20 protein-coding genes are annotated in these 20,111 nt (G+C 43.8%); 13 read left to right on the top strand and 7 right to left on the bottom strand.

Translation table 11 applies throughout. From position 1 onward, the window contains the following. Positions 1-6: 6 nt before the first annotated feature. Positions 7-1,710: an FAD-dependent oxidoreductase gene (locus R7E78_RS05720; protein WP_053303645.1), complete on the bottom strand. Its 1,704-nt coding sequence runs from the start codon at positions 1,708-1,710 to the stop codon at positions 7-9. A 151-nt stretch (positions 1,711-1,861) separates the two neighbouring features. Here R7E78_RS05720 and R7E78_RS05715 point away from each other — a divergent pair, with 151 nt between their 5' ends. From R7E78_RS05715 to R7E78_RS05705, 3 genes are read left to right on the top strand one after another with little or no spacing between them, the layout of a single operon-like run. After that, positions 1,862-2,152 (top strand): ArsR/SmtB family transcription factor, encoded by a 291-nt coding sequence (locus R7E78_RS05715; protein WP_005376206.1) that lies wholly within the window; start codon positions 1,862-1,864, stop codon positions 2,150-2,152. Between the two features lie 5 nt (positions 2,153-2,157). Then, positions 2,158-2,571 (top strand): YeeE/YedE family protein, encoded by a 414-nt coding sequence (locus R7E78_RS05710; protein WP_372036149.1) that lies wholly within the window; start codon positions 2,158-2,160, stop codon positions 2,569-2,571. Positions 2,572-2,585: 14 nt separating this feature from the next. Further along, positions 2,586-3,026, top strand: coding sequence for a YeeE/YedE family protein (locus tag R7E78_RS05705; RefSeq protein ID WP_017820171.1), 441 nt, complete (start codon positions 2,586-2,588; stop codon positions 3,024-3,026). A 36-nt stretch (positions 3,027-3,062) separates the two neighbouring features. Here R7E78_RS05705 and R7E78_RS05700 read toward each other — a convergent pair whose 3' ends face one another. Next, positions 3,063-3,926, bottom strand: a complete 864-nt coding sequence (locus R7E78_RS05700; RefSeq protein ID WP_025767757.1) for an endonuclease/exonuclease/phosphatase family protein — start codon at positions 3,924-3,926, stop codon at positions 3,063-3,065. A gap of 309 nt (positions 3,927-4,235) precedes the next feature. Here R7E78_RS05700 and nrdD point away from each other — a divergent pair, with 309 nt between their 5' ends. Continuing rightward, positions 4,236-6,356 carry an anaerobic ribonucleoside-triphosphate reductase gene (gene nrdD, locus R7E78_RS05695; protein ID WP_005388026.1) on the top strand — a complete coding sequence of 707 codons (2,121 nt, stop codon included), beginning with the start codon at positions 4,236-4,238 and terminating at the stop codon, positions 6,354-6,356. A gap of 83 nt (positions 6,357-6,439) precedes the next feature. Next, the gene (gene nrdG, locus R7E78_RS05690; protein ID WP_318057746.1) at positions 6,440-6,910 is read left to right on the top strand and encodes an anaerobic ribonucleoside-triphosphate reductase-activating protein; all 471 of its coding nucleotides are present in this window, start codon (positions 6,440-6,442) and stop codon (positions 6,908-6,910) included. Between the two features lie 84 nt (positions 6,911-6,994). On the opposite strand, the gene R7E78_RS05685 is transcribed toward nrdG, so the two are convergent. Continuing rightward, positions 6,995-8,380 (bottom strand): MATE family efflux transporter, encoded by a 1,386-nt coding sequence (locus R7E78_RS05685; RefSeq protein WP_318057745.1) that lies wholly within the window; start codon positions 8,378-8,380, stop codon positions 6,995-6,997. A gap of 120 nt (positions 8,381-8,500) precedes the next feature. On the opposite strand from R7E78_RS05685, the gene R7E78_RS05680 reads away from it, so the two are divergent. From R7E78_RS05680 to R7E78_RS05670, 3 genes are all read left to right on the top strand, one after another. Continuing rightward, on the top strand, positions 8,501-9,358 hold the full coding sequence (locus R7E78_RS05680; protein WP_025767758.1) for an AraC family transcriptional regulator: 858 nt from the start codon (positions 8,501-8,503) through the stop codon (positions 9,356-9,358). 155 nt (positions 9,359-9,513) lie between these two features. Continuing rightward, the gene (locus R7E78_RS05675; RefSeq protein ID WP_033907052.1) at positions 9,514-10,701 is read left to right on the top strand and encodes an aromatic amino acid transaminase; all 1,188 of its coding nucleotides are present in this window, start codon (positions 9,514-9,516) and stop codon (positions 10,699-10,701) included. A gap of 11 nt (positions 10,702-10,712) precedes the next feature. Further along, positions 10,713-11,396 carry an ATP-dependent zinc protease gene (locus tag R7E78_RS05670; protein ID WP_033907053.1) on the top strand — a complete coding sequence of 228 codons (684 nt, stop codon included), beginning with the start codon at positions 10,713-10,715 and terminating at the stop codon, positions 11,394-11,396. A gap of 147 nt (positions 11,397-11,543) precedes the next feature. Here the strand turns inward: R7E78_RS05670 and R7E78_RS05665 are convergent, their stop codons facing one another. Together R7E78_RS05665 and R7E78_RS05660 are read right to left on the bottom strand one after the other, a co-directional pair. Further along, positions 11,544-12,080 (bottom strand): hypothetical protein, encoded by a 537-nt coding sequence (locus tag R7E78_RS05665; RefSeq protein ID WP_017634623.1) that lies wholly within the window; start codon positions 12,078-12,080, stop codon positions 11,544-11,546. Between the two features lie 154 nt (positions 12,081-12,234). Continuing rightward, positions 12,235-12,609, bottom strand: a complete 375-nt coding sequence (locus R7E78_RS05660) for a YgiW/YdeI family stress tolerance OB fold protein (protein WP_033907054.1) — start codon at positions 12,607-12,609, stop codon at positions 12,235-12,237. 155 nt (positions 12,610-12,764) lie between these two features. Here R7E78_RS05660 and R7E78_RS05655 point away from each other — a divergent pair, with 155 nt between their 5' ends. The 4 genes from R7E78_RS05655 to modC all read left to right on the top strand — a co-directional run bounded on the left by R7E78_RS05655 (position 12,765) and on the right by modC (position 16,861). Continuing rightward, the gene (locus R7E78_RS05655) at positions 12,765-14,216 is read left to right on the top strand and encodes a cobyric acid synthase (RefSeq protein ID WP_033907055.1); all 1,452 of its coding nucleotides are present in this window, start codon (positions 12,765-12,767) and stop codon (positions 14,214-14,216) included. Between the two features lie 69 nt (positions 14,217-14,285). After that, complete coding sequence (modA, locus tag R7E78_RS05650; protein WP_033907056.1) at positions 14,286-15,041, top strand: molybdate ABC transporter substrate-binding protein; 756 nt, start codon at positions 14,286-14,288, stop codon at positions 15,039-15,041. 27 nt (positions 15,042-15,068) lie between these two features. Continuing rightward, positions 15,069-15,758 carry a molybdate ABC transporter permease subunit gene (gene modB, locus R7E78_RS05645; RefSeq protein WP_104976084.1) on the top strand — a complete coding sequence of 230 codons (690 nt, stop codon included), beginning with the start codon at positions 15,069-15,071 and terminating at the stop codon, positions 15,756-15,758. Further along, on the top strand, positions 15,755-16,861 hold the full coding sequence (gene modC, locus R7E78_RS05640) for a molybdenum ABC transporter ATP-binding protein ModC (RefSeq protein WP_225455641.1): 1,107 nt from the start codon (positions 15,755-15,757) through the stop codon (positions 16,859-16,861). The genes modB and modC overlap by 4 nt, the downstream gene beginning before the upstream one ends. A 76-nt stretch (positions 16,862-16,937) precedes the next feature. Here modC and R7E78_RS05635 read toward each other — a convergent pair whose 3' ends face one another. Continuing rightward, positions 16,938-17,375, bottom strand: a complete 438-nt coding sequence (locus tag R7E78_RS05635; protein WP_005376232.1) for a DUF3069 domain-containing protein — start codon at positions 17,373-17,375, stop codon at positions 16,938-16,940. A gap of 273 nt (positions 17,376-17,648) precedes the next feature. Here R7E78_RS05635 and R7E78_RS05630 point away from each other — a divergent pair, with 273 nt between their 5' ends. Beyond that, entirely contained in the window at positions 17,649-18,608 is a 960-nt protein-coding gene (locus R7E78_RS05630; RefSeq protein ID WP_017634619.1) for a diguanylate cyclase, read from the top strand. A 250-nt stretch (positions 18,609-18,858) separates the two neighbouring features. Here the strand turns inward: R7E78_RS05630 and R7E78_RS05625 are convergent, their stop codons facing one another. Next, complete coding sequence (locus R7E78_RS05625) at positions 18,859-20,097, bottom strand: sensor domain-containing diguanylate cyclase (protein ID WP_065275318.1); 1,239 nt, start codon at positions 20,095-20,097, stop codon at positions 18,859-18,861. Positions 20,098-20,111 lie beyond the last annotated feature (14 nt).

Here is a 20,111-nt window from a genome sequence, read left to right as displayed (position 1 = left end):
ATCAAGTTATAAGCGAGCAAATTTGAGAGTTCTGTATCCACCAATCAAGTTGCGGGCTTTGTAACCATTGTTGACCAGCTGACGGTATGCTACGTTACCACGTAACCCAACTTGACAGTAAATCACGATCTCTTTGTCTTTAGGAAGTTCGTGCATGCGACGACGTAGTTGATCGACAGGAATATTAATTGCACCTTCAAGATAACCAACGGACTCCAATTCACCAGGATTACGAACATCAAGTAACAGTTGGTCTTCTGTCAGTGAATCCATTTCATCATAATGAATCGCAATCGCGTCACCTTTGATGATGTTATTTGCCACAAACGCCGCTTGGTTAATTACATCTTTAGCAGAGCCATAAGGTGGCGCGTAAGTTAGCTCGAGGTGTTGCAGTTGCTCTACCGTCATACCAGCACGCTGAGCAACTGCCATTACGTCGATACGTTTATCAACACCGTCTTTACCTACTGCTTGCGCACCTAATATTTTACCTGTTACTGGGTCAAACAGCATTTTGAATGACACGGTTTCTGCACCTGGGTAGTAACTCGCGTGACTTGCTGTATGCACATACACTTTTTCATAAGCGATGTTTTCACGTTTCAGCTGTTTCTCGTTTTTACCAGTAGAAGCGACGGCTAAATCAAAAATCTTACAGATCGCCGTGCCTTGCGTACCTTGGTAAGTTTCTTGGCGGCCAAGCATGTTGTCTGCTGCCATTCGGCCTTGACGGTTTGCCGGGCCCGCAAGTGGCACTAGAGTTTGCTCGCCAGTCACAAAGTCTTTCTCTTCTACCGCGTCGCCGACAGCGTAGATCGAAGGATCGCTGGTTTGCATGTATTCATTGATATAAATACCACCAAGAGCGCCGATTTCTAAGCCAGCTTCTTTTGCTAATTTGGTCTCGGGGCGAACACCAATTGCCATAATCAGAATATCGGTGGTGAGTCTTTCACCATTGTTTAGTGTTAATTCCAATTCACCTTCTAGATGTTGGTGTTTTTCGCTCTCACCAGAGTCGAAACTTGCCACGTGCTCGTTAGGTACGAATTTCACCGACTCAAGTGCGACGCCAAGTTTAAGGTCGATGCCTTTCTCACGAATTTCAGCATGTGCGAAGCCAGCCATTTCACGGTCAACGGGCGTCATCACTTGATCCGCCATTTCAACTAATGTGGTTTTTATGCCTAGCTGGTGGAAGGCTTCCATCATTTCCAAACCGATAAAACCACCACCAACGACCGTAGCGTGTTCAACTTTGTTGGTTTCGATCGTTTTAATGATGCGATCCATATCTGGAATATTGCGCAGCGAGTGCGTTAACGGGTTATCAATACCCGGAATAGGCGGCACAACTGGACCTGCGCCAGGGCTGAGTAGAAGAAAGTCGTAGCTCTCTTGGTATTCAGAGCCATCAAGCAAATTGTTAACCGTAACCGTTTTGTCTTGACGGTTAATAGAAACCACTTCGTTCATCACACGGACATCAACATTGAAACGCGCTAAAAAGCTCTCAGGCGTTTGAAGAAGCAGTTTGCTGCGCTCTTGGATATCGCCACCAATGTGATAGGGTAAGCCACAGTTTGCAAATGACACAAATGGACCGCGTTCAAACATAATGATTTCTGCGTCTTCACTAAGACGACGAGCGCGAGCTGCTGCAGATGCACCTCCAGCAACCCCACCAATAATCACGATTTTGCTCATGGATTTCTCCTGCTGAATGATCGAAAACGCCTACACCTTACTTAAATAAATTAGCTAAGTCTAATGTTATTTAATCTACATTAGCATTGACTTAATAATATTAATTAGTAATATCTAATGAAATGTAATGTAGTAATGAAGAGGCATAAGAATGGGCGACAGTATGCTACAAAGTGCGACCGAAGCGAGTGAGCTGCTTAAAATTATGGCTCATCCAGAGCGCCTAATCGTGATGTGTAAGCTGATTGAAGGCGAGAAAGGGGTTGGTGAACTGTTTGAAGGTTCATCATTAAGCCAATCTGCTTTTTCACAACATCTCACCGTATTGAGAAAGCACGACATTATTAAAGCTAGAAAAGTTTCTCAGCAGGTATTTTATTCAATTTCTGATGAAAGAGTTGGTCCGTTGGTTGAGGCCTTTAAGCAAGTTTTCTGTAAGTAATTAGTTTGGCGGTTGCTATGTTTGAAGTTCCTTGGATGTCGCTGTTGGGCGGCATAATAGTTGGCGTATCAGCGATAACACTGATGCTATTTACTGGCAAGACTGCTGGGATCAGTGGGATCTTAAACGGTGCCGTTGAGAGCGCAGACCGCGTTTGGCGAATTGTTTTTTTAATTGCGATGGTATTAGGTGGCTTGTTTGCTGTTTATGTTCTTGGCGGGCATGTACCAGATCAGTACAGCGGTTCTCTTATTTTAGTTATCGTTGCTGGCTTGTTAGTCGGTGTTGGTACGCGTATCGGCAATGGTTGTACTAGTGGCCATGGCATTTGTGGAATAGGGCGTTTCTCAATCCGTTCTGTGGTCGCGACGTGTACTTTTATGGCCACAGCCATGTTAACCGTCTTGCTAGTATCGTGAGGAATAGTGTCGTTATGAAAACTCACGTAATGAAAAGTATTAAGCAAATGTCCGTTGTTGCATTTTCTGGTGTGCTCTTTGGTATTGGTATGGTGGTCTCTGGTATGGCAGATCCGGCAAAAGTGATCGGCTTTCTTGATATTACCGGTTCATGGGACCCAAGCTTAGCCTTCGTTATGGGCGGAGCACTTGTTGTGTTCGTTCCTGCTTATCTTTTATTAATAAAGCCAAGAAGCGAATCTGTGTTTGGTGATGAGGTTGTCTGTCCGACTTCTAAAACGATAGACAAAAAGTTAGTCGGTGGTGCAGCACTGTTTGGTATTGGTTGGGGCTTACTGGGTGTGTGTCCTGGTCCTGCGGTTGCCAGCCTTTTTACTGGCAACACACAAGTTCTGCTCTTTATAGCGGCAATGTTGGTTGGGTCATTCACCGCTAAAAGAGTGGTTCGTCAATAAAGAAAGTACTTCAACGTTAAAAAGAGTACTTAAACGCTAAAAAGTGAGTGTCGTAGAAACCGGGCAATGGTCACTCAGTTTATAATCGAGTACATCTTGTGTTTTGAAAACGGTTTGAACACCAGACGACGCCTTTAAATCACCACTCGCAATGATGTGGTCTATCACCGAGCGGAATTGGTGGGTTTTATTCGGATTACGATTAGAGCGCACTTTACATTCCGCTTTAGTGTCTTTAGTCACTAGCTTTGCACTAGTATTGTCCGATATCACGTCCCACAACCAATCTCCTTGATAACCCAAGTTGTGGTTAAAGTCGCCAAGCACGACATAATGTTGTTTGTTGTCCTCGCGCGCCTTTATCCACTTAGCTAGTGCCTGTCCTTGTTGTTTCACTATCTTACAATCGCGGTTATTACGATACGCGCCACTGCAACCCGCTTTCAGATGTACAGAGAGTAGGTGAGTCTCGTTTTCTTGGTTTGGATTTAAAACAAGGTAGCTCGCGAAGCGAAGCTTGCTGTTGCCTCGTGTGATAGAGAAGTCTGGCTTGTCTAATACGCTTACGCCATTGCGCACGGCAAAGCCTGTGTATTGGTTGGTGTCGTTAAACTGAAGGTGTCGGTTGGAGGCGTTTGAACGATCGGAAAGATAAATAGTGAAGTCATTGCCAACGGCTTTTTGGATGGCAGCAGCACTTTCGACTTCTTGAAAAGCAAAAATGTCGGCTTGTGTTTTATCCACATAGTGGGTCAGCTTTTCAAAATCTTGTGGTGTTCTCGACACTTTTCCACCATCTATAGATAACCATTCTATGTTCCAACTGGTTAGATTGATGGAGTTTTGAGCAAATGAAAGAGAACTAAAAAGTAATATTAACGTAACAAAAAGTGATCGCATTTTGGCCTGTTGCACTCCTATCTTTTAGCGTATTCCTTTCCATCCTTTATCCTACAAGACCTCCAAAAATAGCAAGTAGATTTAGTACCAATTTTGCAATTTTCATGGTTTTCTTCGCAACTGAGATCAACGCCAATAAGATCGATTTCTTCTTGTTCGCTAGCCAATCTTTATTGATCAAAATCAATGTTTTCGAGTGGTGCTTCTCGTTAAATACGCCACAATATATTGTGTTGCCAGAATAAAAAATAACCCCATATAGTGTGTTTGTGGATAACTCTGTGAGTATGCTCGGGTAAGGAGAACAAAGTGAAACCAATCGTAATCAAACGCGACGGATCAAGAGCTCCGTTCAACAGGGATCGTATCCAAGCAGCAGTTGAAGCAGCAGCGGAAAACAAAGATAAAGATGTCGCTATTTATGCTCTTAATGTGGCTCTTGCTGTCGAGTTACAGTTAAGAGAACACGATGAAGTTCACATCCATGAGATTCAAGACTTAGTCGAAAATGAACTCATGCAAGGTCCTTACAAAGCCCTAGCGCGTTCTTACATTGAATATCGCCACGATCGCGACATCGCTCGTGAGAAGCAAAGTGCACTAACTCGCGAAATCGAAGGTTTGATTGAAGAAAGTAATCTGGATCTAATCAACGAGAACGCGAACAAAGACGGCAAAGTAATTCCGACTCAACGTGACTTGTTGGCTGGTATCGTAGCGAAACACTACGCGAAGACGCACATTCTTCCTCGCGATGTGGTTCAAGCGCACGAAGTGGGTGACATTCACTACCACGATTTAGACTACGCACCGTTCTTCCCAATGTTTAACTGTATGCTTATCGATCTTAAAGGCATGCTGACGCATGGTTTTAAAATGGGTAACGCTGAGATTGATACGCCAAAATCAATTTCGACTGCAACAGCGGTAACAGCACAAATCATTGCTCAAGTCGCGAGCCACATTTACGGCGGTACAACCATCAACCGTATTGATGAGGTTCTAGAACCGTACGTAATCACAAGCTACGAGAAACACCTAGAGATTGCAAAAGAGTGGAACATTGCTGAGCCAGAAGAGTTCGCAAAAGCGCGCACTGAGAAAGAGTGTTACGACGCATTTCAATCTCTAGAATACGAAGTAAACACGCTGCATACAGCGAACGGTCAAACCCCATTCGTTACGTTCGGTTTTGGTCTTGGTACAAGCTGGGCATCCCGCCTGATCCAGAAATCGATTCTGAAGAATCGTATTGCAGGTCTAGGCAAGAACCGTAAAACAGCGGTATTCCCTAAACTTGTATTCGGCATCAAAGATGGTTTGAACCACAAATCAGAAGATCCAAACTACGACATCAAGCAACTTGCGCTTGAGTGTGCGTCTAAGCGTATGTACCCAGACATTCTTAACTACGACAAAGTAGTGGAAGTAACCGGTTCATTCAAAACGCCAATGGGTTGCCGTAGCTTCCTTGGTACTTACGAAGAAAACGGTGAGCTGATTCACGAAGGTCGTAACAACCTTGGCGTCGTGAGCTTGAACCTTCCTCGTATCGCTATCCGTGCAAACGGAAGCGAAGAGAAATTCTACGAGCTTCTAAATGACCGCCTACGTCTTGCTCGTAAAGCACTAGAGACACGTATCTCTCGCCTTGAAAACGTGAAAGCACGTGTGGCCCCAATCCTATACATGGAAGGCGCATGTGGTGTTCGCTTGAAAGCAGACGACTCAATCGCAGATATATTCAAAAACGGTCGTGCGTCTATTTCTCTTGGTTACATCGGTGTACACGAGACAATTAACGCGCTATTCGGTACAGAAGCGCACGTTTATGATGACGCTGTTTTGCGTGAAAAAGCGGTCGCGATCATCAAGCATCTAAAAGATGCTGTGAATCAATGGGCTGACGAAACAGGTTATGGCTTCAGCTTATATGCAACGCCAAGTGAAAACCTATGTAGCCGTTTCTGCCGCATCGATGCGAAAGAGTTCGGCGTAATTGAAGGCGTAACAGACAAAGGTTACTACACCAACAGCTTCCACCTAGATGTTGAGAAGAAGGTGAACCCATACGACAAGATCGACTTTGAGATGCCTTACCCAGAAATCTCAAGCGGCGGCTTTATCTGTTACGGCGAGTTCCCGAACATGCAACGTAACGTTGAAGCACTAGAAAACGTATGGGACTACAGTTACACCCGAGTGCCTTACTACGGAACTAACACGCCAATTGATGAGTGTTACGAGTGTGGTTACAACGGTGAGTTTGACTGTACAAGTAAAGGCTTCACTTGCCCAAGCTGTGGCAACCATGATTCAACCAAAGTGTCAGTGACACGTCGTGTTTGTGGCTACCTAGGCAGCCCAGATGCACGCCCGTTTAACTTCGGTAAGCAAGAAGAAGTGAAGCGTCGAGTTAAGCACCTGTAAGGTTTACTTAAGCTCAAACCCAATAATGAAAATCAACTTTAAACAGGTTGATTTTCTCTTTCTCGATAACACAGAGACGCATTATGAATTACCACCAATACTATCCAATTGACGTTGTTAACGGACCGGGTACACGCTGCACGCTGTTTGTGTCGGGTTGTGTGCATCAGTGCCGTGGCTGTTATAACCAGTCGACGCAACGTTTGGATTCTGGTGTACTTTTCACGCAAGAAGCGGAAGACAAAATCCTCGCTGACTTAAACGACACGCGTATCAAACGCCGTGGCTTGTCGTTGTCGGGTGGAGATCCGCTTCACCCTGCTAATGTGCCTCATATTTTGAAGATAGTGAAAAGGGTGAGAGAGGAGTGCCCAGGTAAAGACATTTGGGTTTGGACTGGCTACACGCTGACGGAACTGAATGACGCGCAAAGGGAAGTGGTGCAATACATCGATGTTTTGATTGATGGTAAGTTTGAACAAGACAAGAAAGACCTCAATCTCGAATGGCGTGGCAGTTCAAACCAAATCATTCATCGCTTTACGGACATCTAATCAAGCATTCTCCGCACATAAAAAGGGCTCACGCGTGCATAACGGGTGAGCCCTTTTGGTGTGAGTTCGTTAATGTCTTTTTGGTTACGCTGTCACCGATTGGTCATCTTCAACCATATTATTTATCCAACGTTTAGATTGAATACGGTAAGTCGTCAGTACGCCTTTCACTAACTCTTCCGCGAGCAGAGACATCAAGACAAAATGCAAAGGCAGCCCTAACACCATGCCTGTGTAATAAGTAAGGGGGACACCAATAGCCCACTGACCGAACGTGTCGATGAAAATGCTATAGCGAATATCAGCGCCACTCTTTAGTACGCCGCCACTCCCAACCATGTTAAACACCCTCAAAATCATACCTAGCGCCATGACTAAACATACGTTAAGTGCCATGTCTGCATCGGTTAACGGGCTCAGTACCAATAGGTGATGAATCATGGGCGAGCTCAACCACACTAGGAAAAACAGCAAGGTGGCTAAGATTGCGCTGGTTAACACATACCACCACGCCGTTTTCTCGACTCGGTCATAATGTTTTGCACCAATATCATTCCCAAGAAGAACGGATGCAGCGACCGCAAATCCCATAAAGGTTGAAATCAGTACCCCTTCAATCGGTGATAAGAATGAGATGATCGCCAGTTCTGAAACGCCCAATTGACCATAGATGATGCTGTAAACGATCAATCCACCAGTCCAAAGCGCATCGTGGACCAACATGGGTAAAGAAACCTTAAAGTACTTTTTTCGATACTGTTTTAAGCGGCCTTGTACCCAATCGAACTTAGTCGGAATTAGGTAAGCATATCGTTTGTAGAAAAAATAAATCAAGACGGCGGTTTGGAAAAATCGAGAAACAAAACTACCTACGGCTGCACCAAATACGCCCCATTGAGGGAAACCAAATAAACCAAAAATCAAAACATAATTAAGCGCGACGTTAACGACAATGGCGGAGATACTAACGTTGGTTGCCAGTTTGGTTTGGCCCACGGAGCGCAATACCGCTTCAATCGGTACTACTATCGCCGTAGCAATGAGGCTAAAGCCCGTAACCACAAGATAATCACGTGCATAAGTGACGTATTCAGGATCGTCTGACATAAAAGAGACGATCTCTTCATCAAAAATCGCATAAAGAACGATAAACGGCAGCGTCACCAAAATGGAAATAAACCAAGATTGCGCCAACGTTCTGCGAATTCCGGCTAGGTTTCCTGAGCCGTAGTATTGAGAAGCAAGTACGGTAACTGCACCGCACAGGCCAAAGACAACCGCTAGGTTGAAGAAAAAGATACGATTTCCAACTCCAACTGCTGCCGTTGCAGATTCTCCGAGTAGGCTTACCATGAAAATATCCACGACGCCGAGCAAAGCAAAAAGCATGGACTGAAGTGAAACAGGTAGGCCAATCGTAATCAGCTTTTGCCAAAATGCTTTATCGATGTATTCGCGTGTTAAGAGCATCGCATTTCTCCTTAAAGATTAATGCGAGTAGTTTATCCTCATGATTTGGCGGTGTATTTTTCAAAGGAATCCAAAACCTTTGTAAAACTCTCTACTAACGCACATGTGAGCCAATAAATCATGGAAGATAAACAAGAACGCTACGCGATTTCAGAAAAAACTTATCAAGAGTTTATTGATCACAGTCGAGTATTAGCACTTGAGGAGAGAGGCATTGTGCAGTGCGGCATTGCCACTTGTCGTGACTTCTTCTCTGTTTATCGTAAAAACCAAAAGAAACACATGCTGCTCTATACGGTGCGTGGTAAAGGGTGGCTAGAGAGTGGGACTTATCGATACGATTTGGAACCGGGCTCGTTGATTACAGTACCCGCAGGTGTTGAAAACGGTTTTGGTATAGAAGAAGAACCTTGGCAGATCGCGTGGCTTTTTCTTGCTCCTGATAGAGAGTGGCCGATATTAGAATGCGATGTTCGCTACCAGCTTTCATCTACACCTGAAGTGATGTATGCATGTATCCAAACGTTACTACGCAGCATTAACCTTCCAATCGATTATGGTGGTGCGGTAGGTGAGCATAGTGTGGCTCAGTTAGAGCTGATGTTAAACATGCCGCCCTCAGAGTCGATATCACGCAGCCAATTGAGGCTTCGGCGTGTATTTGACCTTGTCCAACGTCAGCTCCATAAGGATTGGAGCGTTGAGCAGGTGGCGGCTCTATATCCATGTTCGGAGCCTCATTTGCATCGACTGACTCAAAAGCAGTTTGGTCGAAGCCCAATGGCACATTTAACGCGTATGCGCATGGAATATGCTGCTAGGTTACTTCGTTCAACAGAATGGCCAATTCAGCATATTGGAGAAATAGTCGGATATCCGACCAGCGCTAACTTTAGTACACGTTTTAAAGCGTGGTCGACCATGACACCAAGAGAGTTTAGAAAAAACGGTAGAGTGGATTGGTACAACGAGGAGTGAATCGTTCTTTTTCTGAACGATAGAGCGCACAAAACTCACCGCAATCCAGAATTTTGTTCTCTAATTGATGAAATAAGTGAAAAATCATTTCGTCATTTTTTGCGATGGTGTTAACGTGAGGTTCGGTACTTGAATTTCAAAGGGTTATGACTTTCATGTTTTCTAATCTCCCAACTCCCGTATTAGATCCTATTTTATCTCTATCCGTTGCATACCGTAACGATGAACGTCCAAACAAGGTTGACCTTGGCATTGGCGTATACAAAAACAGCGCAGGCGAAACGCCGATTATGAAAGCCATTCAAATGGCGCAGGATGTCGTTGTTGAAACTCAAAAAACCAAGTCTTATGTTGGTCTTGCAGGTTGCGAAGAATTTAATAAAAGCATGATCGATTTGCTACTGACGGGAACGTCTGCAATGGATCGTGTTGCAGCTATTCAAACGCCAGGTGCAAGTGGTGCGCTGCGTATGCTCGGTGATCTAATGAAGATCGTACAGCCAGATACGACGGTTTGGATTTCCAACCCAAGCTACGTAAACCACAAGCCAGTGATGGAAGCAGCAGGCCTTAAAGTTAAGTTCTACCACTATTTCTCTTCGGAAACGAAACAAGTAGACACCGAAAAAATGATGGATGATCTTGCGAAAGCTGGGCCTTCAGATGTGGTACTTCTTCATGGTTGTTGCCACAACCCAACTGGTGCGGATATTGACTTCTCTGCTTGGCAAGCCATTACAGAATTGTCGCAGAAGAACGGTTTCATCCCATTTGTGGACATTGCTTACCAAGGCTTCGGTGATGGCCTAGAAGAAGACGCAAAAGGCCTTCGTTTTATGGCAGATAACGTTGAAGAGATGTTGATTACTACTTCATGTTCGAAGAACTTTGGTCTGTACCGTGAACGAACTGGTGCAGCGATTGTGGTTGGTAAGAACATGCATGATGTAACCAATGCAAAAGGTAAACTCCTCACTCTAGCTCGCTCGACTTACACGATGCCACCCGACCATGGTGCAGCTTTAGTTAAGACCATTCTGCAAGATGACAATCTCACTTCCGTTTGGAAGCAAGAATTGAGTGAAATGCAACATCGTTTGGTTAGCCTTCGTCAAAGTTTGTGTAACGAGTTGAGAAACAACCATAATACAGATCAATTTGATTTCATTGAGGGTCACAAAGGCATGTTTACTGTGCTAGGCTTTAGTGGAAACCAAATGGCGCAACTGCGTGAAGATTATGGCATTTATGGTGTTGGCGATGGTCGAATTAACATTGCCGGACTTACCGAAACTCATATTCCATACGTAGCGGACGCAATTAAGAAAGTATCTCAAGCTTAATTGGAGTGTGGATGAAAAACTGGAAACTGATTCTGCCGCTTATGATGAGCGGCAGTTTAATTGCTTGTACGTCAACTCAAACGACGCAGGAACCTGTTGAGCCAGAGTCGCCAAAGGTCGAAGAGCCCGTTAAAGTCGAGCCAGAAGTGAAACCTGATGTAGATCCAAAGCCAGAGGTGGAGCCCAAACCAGAAGCGAAACCTGAGAAAAAGCCGGAACCAAAGCCTAAGAAGCCAGTCAAGGTCACAAAAACACCCGATGGCATGTTAATTCTTGGTTCTGAAGAATGGGTTTATGTTCCTGAAATTGACCAGACTTTCAAGGCTAGAGTCGATACAGGGGCGACAACATCATCAATTAGTGCGACTGACATTGTTCCGTTTGAGCGTGATGGTAAAGACTGGGTTAAATTTAAGATAGATTTAGGTGACAAAGACACCAAAGAATTTAAAGTACCCGTTGAGCGCTGGGCTAAAGTTAAGCAGTCTTCGTCAGAAGAGGTGGATAAACGAGCGGTGGTAAAAGCCTACATTACCGTTGGGGAGCACAAAGAAAAGACAGAGTTTACGTTAGCCGATCGCGGACATATGACGTTTCCAATTTTGCTTGGTCGAAGCTTTTTTAGAGATATCGCCGTTGTAGATGTATCGAAAAAATATGTGCAAGATAAACCTAAAAAAAACGCTAAAAACTGATGTATTACAGCTAGTTTCTGCTACAAGCTAATAATTCGTGATTAACAAAAAATGGCCTCCAAAATTGGAGGCCATTTTTATTGAATCATATGCTTGCTTGTGATGCCCTGGTAGTCATAGTCATAGTCATAGTCATAGTCATGTCCACTAAAATGCAAAACGAGCAGACATTACAATTTGCTGGCCATAGACACCATTATTTTTGAAATCTGCACCAAGTGATAGTTGCTGAGTTGAGTGGAATCGTGCGCCCAGATTGTAAATGGTGTTCGAATCGTCATTATCTATGATTTGGCCGATACGGCCATGTAGCTCAACATTTTGCATAAACCAAATACGAGTGCCAATATTCACTTCCGTGCGCCACTCGTCGCCGACTTTATCACTGCCGTTCTCTTTAATGTTGTGTACCAACATTTGGCCATAAATATCTGCAAATTGGCCTGCTGGCCCATTAAAGCCTATACCACCAGCAATGTCCCAGTCTCCGCTGAATTCACTGTCTGCGCGAGCAATGAAATGGGTATTCTCTGTAAAGTAGGTATTGAACTCTCCACCAAATGTACCAGGGCTAGTGCCCATGCGAAATTCCATCGTGTTGTAGTTGAAATTATTTGCATGTGCGGAAAGTGGCAAAATAGCACACAAACCAAAGGCTGCAACCTTTAGAGCTTTACCTAGCATGGTGTCTCCGGGCAAGATGATTAAAATGAACAAAAAAATGGTCTGCAAAAAGCAGACCAAGATTGATAAAGCTATCATTTTAAGTGCTTGCCGTCACTATTTAGCTGTAATCGTCACTACATCATGTTGATATGCACAGCAATCGGGGTTTGTTTTACATGACCACGAGTTGTTCGACTTCAATCTCTGGTTTGTTCCCGCCTTCAAATTCGCCAAACAGACGGACTTTAGTCGTGTGATCAATCGGAGTATTTAGCTGAATATCGTCATCGAGTTCGACCATCACTTCACCGGAACCATCGCTAAAGACAAACTTATCCGAGCGAACTTGACGCAATAAGTTACCTTCAACGACCACATCTTTTTCAGTAAACATATTGGAGTCGTTTAGCAAGGCATCCAATTTTTCCACAGTGACAGGACCGTTAAACTGGAAGTTTGATTGGTTTTGAGCGTTATCTTTCGCGAACGCGATAGAAGGAGCAATAGCTAAGGCGGCGATTGTTGCGATAATTGTATTCTTTTTCATGTTACATCCTCATCGGTTTGTTTTGATGGGGTCATTAAAACAGGGCTTGTTTGAACCAATGATGATTTCAACATTCATATTCTATTCATTTGCTTGAGTAAGTGGGGACGATGACGTTATGATTGTTCATCTTCCTCTATTCCTTACGAATGTTCATGAAATCAGCGATCCCATCTTTAATGGTTCAAGGCACCACTTCGGATGCCGGAAAAAGTGTCCTTGTGGCAGGTTTATGCCGTGTATTAGCAAGAAAAGGGATAAATGTTGCCCCATTTAAGCCACAAAACATGGCACTAAATAGTGCGGTAACCAAAGATGGCGGTGAAATAGGTCGAGCACAGGCCGTACAGGCACAGGCGTGTAATATTGAGCCAACCGTACATATGAATCCGGTTTTGATTAAACCTAACAGTGATACAGGTGCTCAGATCATTTTGCAGGGTAAGGCGATTTCCAATATGGATGCGGCTGGCTTTCATGATTACAAGAAAGTGGCGATGGACACGGTGTTAGATTCCTTCTCTCGTCTGACTCAAGAATTTGATTCGATCATTATCGAGGGCGCGGGGAGTCCTGCTGAAATCAATTTACGAGAAGGCGATATTGCAAACATGGGTTTTGCTGAGGCCGCTGATGTACCAGTGATCATTGTTGCTGATATTGATCGTGGTGGAGTGTTTGCACATTTGTACGGAACACTTGCGTTACTTTCTGAATCTGAACAAGCGCGAGTAAAAGGATTTGTTATCAACCGTTTTCGAGGTGATATTCGTTTATTGCAATCGGGCCTCGATTGGCTAGAAGAAAAAACAGGTAAACCTGTACTTGGTGTACTTCCTTTTCTCCATGGTTTGAATTTAGAAGCAGAAGACGCGATCACTGCACAGCAGGAGTTGCACTCTGAGGTAAAACTGAATGTTGTTGTGCCTGTTTTAACCCGGATTAGTAATCATACTGATTTTGATGTGCTGCGATTGAATCCAGACATCAATCTACGTTATGTAGGTAAAGGCGAAAAAATAGATAAAGCCGACCTGGTTATTTTGCCTGGGACCAAATCGGTCAGAGACGATCTGGATTATCTAAGAAGCCAGGGGTGGGATAAAGATATCTTGCGTCATATTCGTCTTGGTGGAAAAGTGATTGGTATCTGTGGCGGCTACCAGATGCTTGGAAACTTGATTGATGATCCAAACGGCGTCGAAGGCCAACCAGGTCAAAGCGAAGGACTTGGCTTGCTTGATATCACTACGACGCTAACTAACAGCAAACAGCTTACAAACACAAAAGCACAGCTTTCTCTTAACGGCAAAACAGCCAATGTAAAGGGTTATGAAATCCACGTAGGGCGAAGTGAAGTACGGGGCCTGCAACCTCTTACATTCAGTTCCGGTGAAGCGGAGGGGGCGATCAGCGAGTGTGGCCAAATCATGGGAACCTACCTTCACGGGTTCTTTGACGAGGCAGCTGTCTTAAGCCTGGTATCAGAATGGGTAAACGGCACCCAAATCAAACAACAAGACTTTGAAGAGTTAAAGGAGCAAGGCATTAATCGCATCGCAGATGCGATAGAACAACATGTGCGCCTTGATTTTTTGTTTAAATAGCCCATTAACTGATTGAACTTTATATTTAAATAACCTGTTCTTTCGCTTGCCTTGTATTGGAGTATCTCTATGAAAGCATGGAAACAGTATGCTTGCCTTACGGTAGTATTAAGCATTTCATTTTCAGCAAACGCATCAACGAACCTAAAAGTGTATGCAGCCTCTTCTATGACGAATGCGATTAACGAGATCGCGCAAAACTTTGAAGAAAAGTATGACGTTTCTATCACTCCCGTTTATGGTGGTTCTTCTGCTATCGCTCGACAAATTATCAATGGCGCACCAGCGGATGTATTCATTTCTGCGAACACGAAATGGATGGATTATTTGGTCGATAAAAATGTCATTTATCGTGACAATGTCACAAATCTAGTGCGCAATAGCTTAGTCTTGATTGCTCCTCAGTCTTCAGAATTAACCTCATTTAACTTTTCTGATGCAAAGGCATGGGAGAAGGCATTGCATGGAAATCGTCTTGCTTTAGGCAATCCGACGTCAGTACCTGCTGGTATGTACGCGAAAGAGTCATTGACTACACTGGGTGTATGGAAAGCGGTTCAAACTCACGTCGCACCAGCAAAGAATGTGCGCTTAGCTTTGGCGTTGGTTGAACGTGGAGAAGCGCCTTTAGGTGTGGTCTACAAAACCGATGCTCAGTTAACTGATAAAGTCAAAATTGTCGGCGAATTTGCGAGTGATACGCATGCGGCTATTGTTTACCCGGCAGCAATTGTGAATGATTCTACTGAGTCGGAGCAGTTCTTCCAGTACCTAAAATCGGACGAAGCCGCACGCGTTTTTGCTCAATATGGCTTTCAGCAATAAACCGGCCTTCAATTATAGGAACGAAGCGTGACAGAACTGGAATACCAAGCCTTAATGTTAAGCCTCAAAGTAGGCGCGTACGCAGTACTTTGGCTGATTCCTCTCGGCGTTTTTCTTGCTTGGCTACTTTCTCGAAAAACGTTCTTTGGTAAATCGATTCTCGATAGCTTAATTCATTTACCACTGGTATTGCCGCCAGTGGTAATCGGCTATTTATTGTTGATTTCTTTAGGACGACAAGGGTTCCTTGGAAAGTGGCTCTATGAAAACTTAGGGGTAGTATTTAGCTTTAATTGGAAAGGGGCAGTAGTCGCTTGTATTGTCGTGGCTTTGCCTTTGATGGTTCGTTCAGTACGCTTAAGCTTAGATAGCGTCGACCCTAAATTGGAGCACGCAGCCTCTACGTTAGGCGCTTCTCCTTTAAAAGTGTTTCTCACCGTCACGTTACCACTGACCGTTCCCGGAATTATTACGGGAACGATGCTGTCATTTGCTCGTAGTCTTGGCGAATTCGGGGCGACGATCAGTTTCGTCTCTAACATTCCGGGTGAGACCCAAACGATTCCGCTGGCAATGTACAACTTTATTGAAACGCCAGGTGCAGAAATGCAGGCGGCTCGTCTGTGTATCATTTCTATCGCGTTAGCCTTGTCTACATTAATGATCTCTGAATGGCTAAATCGTAAAGCGGCAAGCAGATTGGGTGCGAAGCAATGACGATTAAAGTCCAATTTAAACAAATGCTTGGTGAGACTGACTTCGACATCAAACTCAAGTTACCCTGTAACGGAATTAGTGCCTTGTTTGGACGATCTGGTGCAGGTAAAACGACGTTGATTAACATCATCAGCGGATTGGTCACTCCAAGGCAAGGGTATGTTGCGGTTGGTGAGCATGTTTTGTTTGACAGTGAACAGGGAATTAACCTACCAACGCACAAGCGTGGTATTGGTTATGTGTTTCAGGATTCACGTTTGTTTCCTCACTATTCGGTTCAAGGCAATTTGTTATATGGCGTTAAAGAAAAAGATGACGAGTATTTTGATGCAGTCACCGAACTCTTGTCTATCAAACCGTTACTAAAGCGCTTTCCGGTATCACTTTCTGGTGGTGAAAAGCAACGTGTTGCGATTGCGCGCGCATTGCTATCTAAACCCAATTTGCTTTTGATGGATGAGCCACTTGCCTCACTCGATATGCCAAGAAAGCGTGAGGTAATGCCTTTTCTTGAGGAGTTGTCTGAGAAGGTAAATATCCCTATTATCTATGTCACACACAGTCTCCAGGAAATTTTAAGGCTTGCTCAGCACCTTGCAATTATTGACCAAGGTAAAATTTCGAGTTCAGGTAAGCTTGAGGAAGTGTGGGCTTCTCATGCTATGCGTCCATGGCAATCTTTCTCAGATCAAAGCAGCTTATTTGAAGGCCGGATTGCTGAACATCATGAACGTTATGCACTGACTTGTATCAGCCTTGCACCTAATGTACTCCTGTGGGTGCAAAAGATTGACGGAACACCAGACACGCCAATACGCTTGCAAGTGCGTGCCAACGACGTTTCTATCACGCTCGAGCAGCCCAAGGCGACGTCGATTCGAAATATTCTGCCTGCTATTGTCGATTCCATCGAAGTGTTTAACGCAGCCGATGACAAACAGAGTATTAATGTATCACTCAAGCTAGACGAGAAATGTTATTTGTGGGCAACGATCACACCGTGGGCCCTTGACGATCTCAACCTAAAAATTGGTAGCCGTGTTTTTGCACAAATTAAAGGTGTCAGTGTGACACAAAAAGATATGGCACTAGCGCCTCATTAACCGTTTAGACTGATTTACGCTTCATGATCAAAAAAGGCCGCAAAGTGCGGCCTTTGTTACTAGAAGAATGTCGGAATTACTTCGCGAATACTTCTTTGAATTCACGCTTAAGAAGTGGGTCACGACGTGCTTTCTTAAGTTGCTTAACCATGTCTTTCACACAGTTGTGAAGCACATTATCAAGTAGTTGAGCACGGTATTCTTCTTTATCTTCATCTGTCATGTTTTCTGGCAGATTAAGAGTCGGAAACTCTTCCATCACATTAATACCAGCGAATGCTTGGCCTACAGAAACTAGAGCATGAAACTGTTCAAAGTTGTCTAGAATGTTCTGTGCACTTGCTGGCATTTCGTCCCATGATTCACGTACCGCTTCTTCAGACACTTCATGGATAGAGGTAACCATTTCGAACATTTGCTCTGGAACTTCGTCAAATTCGATAACTTTACGTAGCTCTGGAGAAATGCTGGCTAGATCGATTTTTTTGCTTTCGCTGTTAGTTGCTTCTGACATGGTGTGTCTCTCATTACAAAAAGGCGGGAATATTAATACCAAATGCATCAAATAGCTATACCCATTAATCCACAAGATGACCAAAGTGAATGAGTTTGTTGAACTTCTGCTCACAGGCCATGATTAGATAGGGTAACGTCCAGTCTAACTGCTTTATGCAATGGATTCCGTGATATTCAAACAAAAATATAGCACTTAATTATGAGTCGAATGCAACAACTCTATGAGTATGGTATATGTTTAATAAAGACATAATTAAAAATGGAACGCGTTATGCAACCGACAGGGACATCGATGCGAATCCTTCTGGTTGACGATGTTCAGCTAGACAGGATGCAGTTGGCTATTCGTCTAAAGCAACTTGGACATATTGTAAAAGCCGTAGGTAGTGGACTAGAGGCGTTAAATACCTACGAGAGTTTTGATCCGGAACTGGTGTTACTCGATATATCAATGCCAGATATGAACGGTTTTGAAGTCTCTCTTCATATAAGAGAAACGTTTCCGGATTGGATCCCTATTATTTTCTTGAGTAGTCACGAAGAGCCAGAAATGATTGCTAAAGCCATAGACGCGGGCGGTGATGACTATTTAATTAAGCCGGTAGATAAACTGGTACTGAACTCTAAACTTATCGCAATGCAGCGTATTGCTCATATGAGACGAGAGCTTAAGCAAGCGACAGCTCAATTGGAGCAAGTTAATCAACTTTTGACTCAGCAAGCGAATGAAGATGGCCTAACCAAACTCTATAACCGCCGTTATATCGACCATAAGTTGGAATCGATGGTTGCATGGCATGGCCGTCACAATATGCCAATGGCTTTGATTCTATTGGACGTCGATTTTTTTAAACCGTTTAATGATAACTACGGTCATATTGAAGGCGACCGTTGCTTACAAGCGATTGCGAATCAACTAAAGGCGACGTTTTGTCGCTCTGGGGAATATGTAGGTCGATATGGTGGAGAAGAGTTTGTCGTGTTGCTAGGGTGTACCGACACTCAAACAGCAGAAAGAGAAGCCGAGCGTATACAAGAGGCTATGTATTTTCTCGATTACCCACATGAGTATTCTAGTGTGTCAAATAGAGTGACAGTGTCACAGGGTGTTTTTGTTTTTCAACCGACAGGGAAAGAAGTGCAATCAGACTTGTATGCAACCGTTGATAAAGCACTATATACCTCGAAGTCTTTGGGAAGAAACACACATACTGTAGTTAATTCTTTTTAAAAACAAAATCTTATGAATGCTATTCTTTTTGTTGCGTTGTCACTTTTGGTGGTTATTTTAAAGCTAACTCAAAGTAAGATAGGCAAACAGTGCGAACGGAATGTCGCAATCGGGCGTATACCTTATACCTTTGATTAGATAGATAACATCGGGATAGTGGCAACGATGAGTGCAGTTATTATGCTGATGGGGAAGTTCGGTTTTGTTGTAAACCCAGACAAGCTTGTTAACTTTCACGATTGGTGAGGGTCTAACGAAGCTTTATGCAGTTACGTCCGGCCTTTTTCGCTTTGTAAAGAGCTTCGTCCGCTGATTTAATGACGTCCAGAGGGGCTTGCCCATTCCGGCTATCAGCAACTCCGAAACTTGCGGTAACAAAAACCGACTTTCTTTTCGAACTGTTGCTACCACGACGTTTTTGTCCTTGTTTATGGTTCTCAGGGCGAGATTCTTCATCGCGTAATATCATCTCGTATTCTGCAATCGATTTGCGAGCTTCTTCCAAAAAGTTCTTACATTCGTCAGCGTATTTGCCTTTAAAAACGATGGTAAATTCTTCTCCGCCAAATCGATAAACTTTTGCGCCGCCTGGGGTTTTAGTGAGGCGCGAAGCGACCATTTTTAGAACGTCATCACCAGTATCGTGACCGTAGGTGTCGTTAAACTTTTTAAAATGGTCAACATCAAGCATTGCGATCGTGAACTTCTTACCCATGTGTTTTAGATCGAGATCAAGTGCACGTCTGCTTGGAATCAGCGTTAGGCTATCGGTGAAAGCCAGTTGATGGCTAGCGGAAGCGGCATAAATAATGATAAGCAGCCCTGTTAGCGTAAACATGGTGCTTGATATGTACTGCACATCAAAGAAAATGAACGTCGCAGACGCCAATACCATGGCAGAGTAGGTCATCGCATGGATAATTTCATTCTTCTTTAAAACAAGGATTCCAAGAAAACAGACAATACCCACGCAATATAAAACAAGAATTAAAGGCAGTTTAGAGACCGTAGGTACAATAAATAAAATACCGCTTGTCCATTGTTCAAACCCTCCTTCAACGTAATATGCTAGCGTTAGATAAGACCAAAGAACGAACATTGCTAACATCAAGATGTAAGTCAACATGGCTCTAGAGTCAAAACCTTCTTTACTAAACAAAAATACCGTAAGAAACGAGACAGGAAGTAACGTGGCTAAAATGGTTAGCTCAAGTAAAGCGGTACCACTTTGAAGCGGGACTTGTAGGCGGTGCTGTATCACGAAGTAGGCTAGCAACATTGCCAAGCACACCATGGACTCTCTGCCTTGCTTAAATGAATAACAAAGGAGTAGCGCACAACCTAATAGTATGTACGGCAAGTTTGCGGCAATGCCCCAGTTTGCCTGAGTCATCTGAATAATGCTGTCCATGCCCGAACTCACTATGCCCAGTAGCAAAAAAGGGAATGAGAATCTGAAGCCTGATGAAGTCATTGACGATGAGGACATCTATTACAAACTGC

The sequence above is a fragment of the Vibrio sp. YT-19(2023) genome, assembly GCF_033337395.1.
Note: the sequence above shows the minus strand (reverse complement) of the source record. Positions and strands in the feature narration are given on the sequence as shown.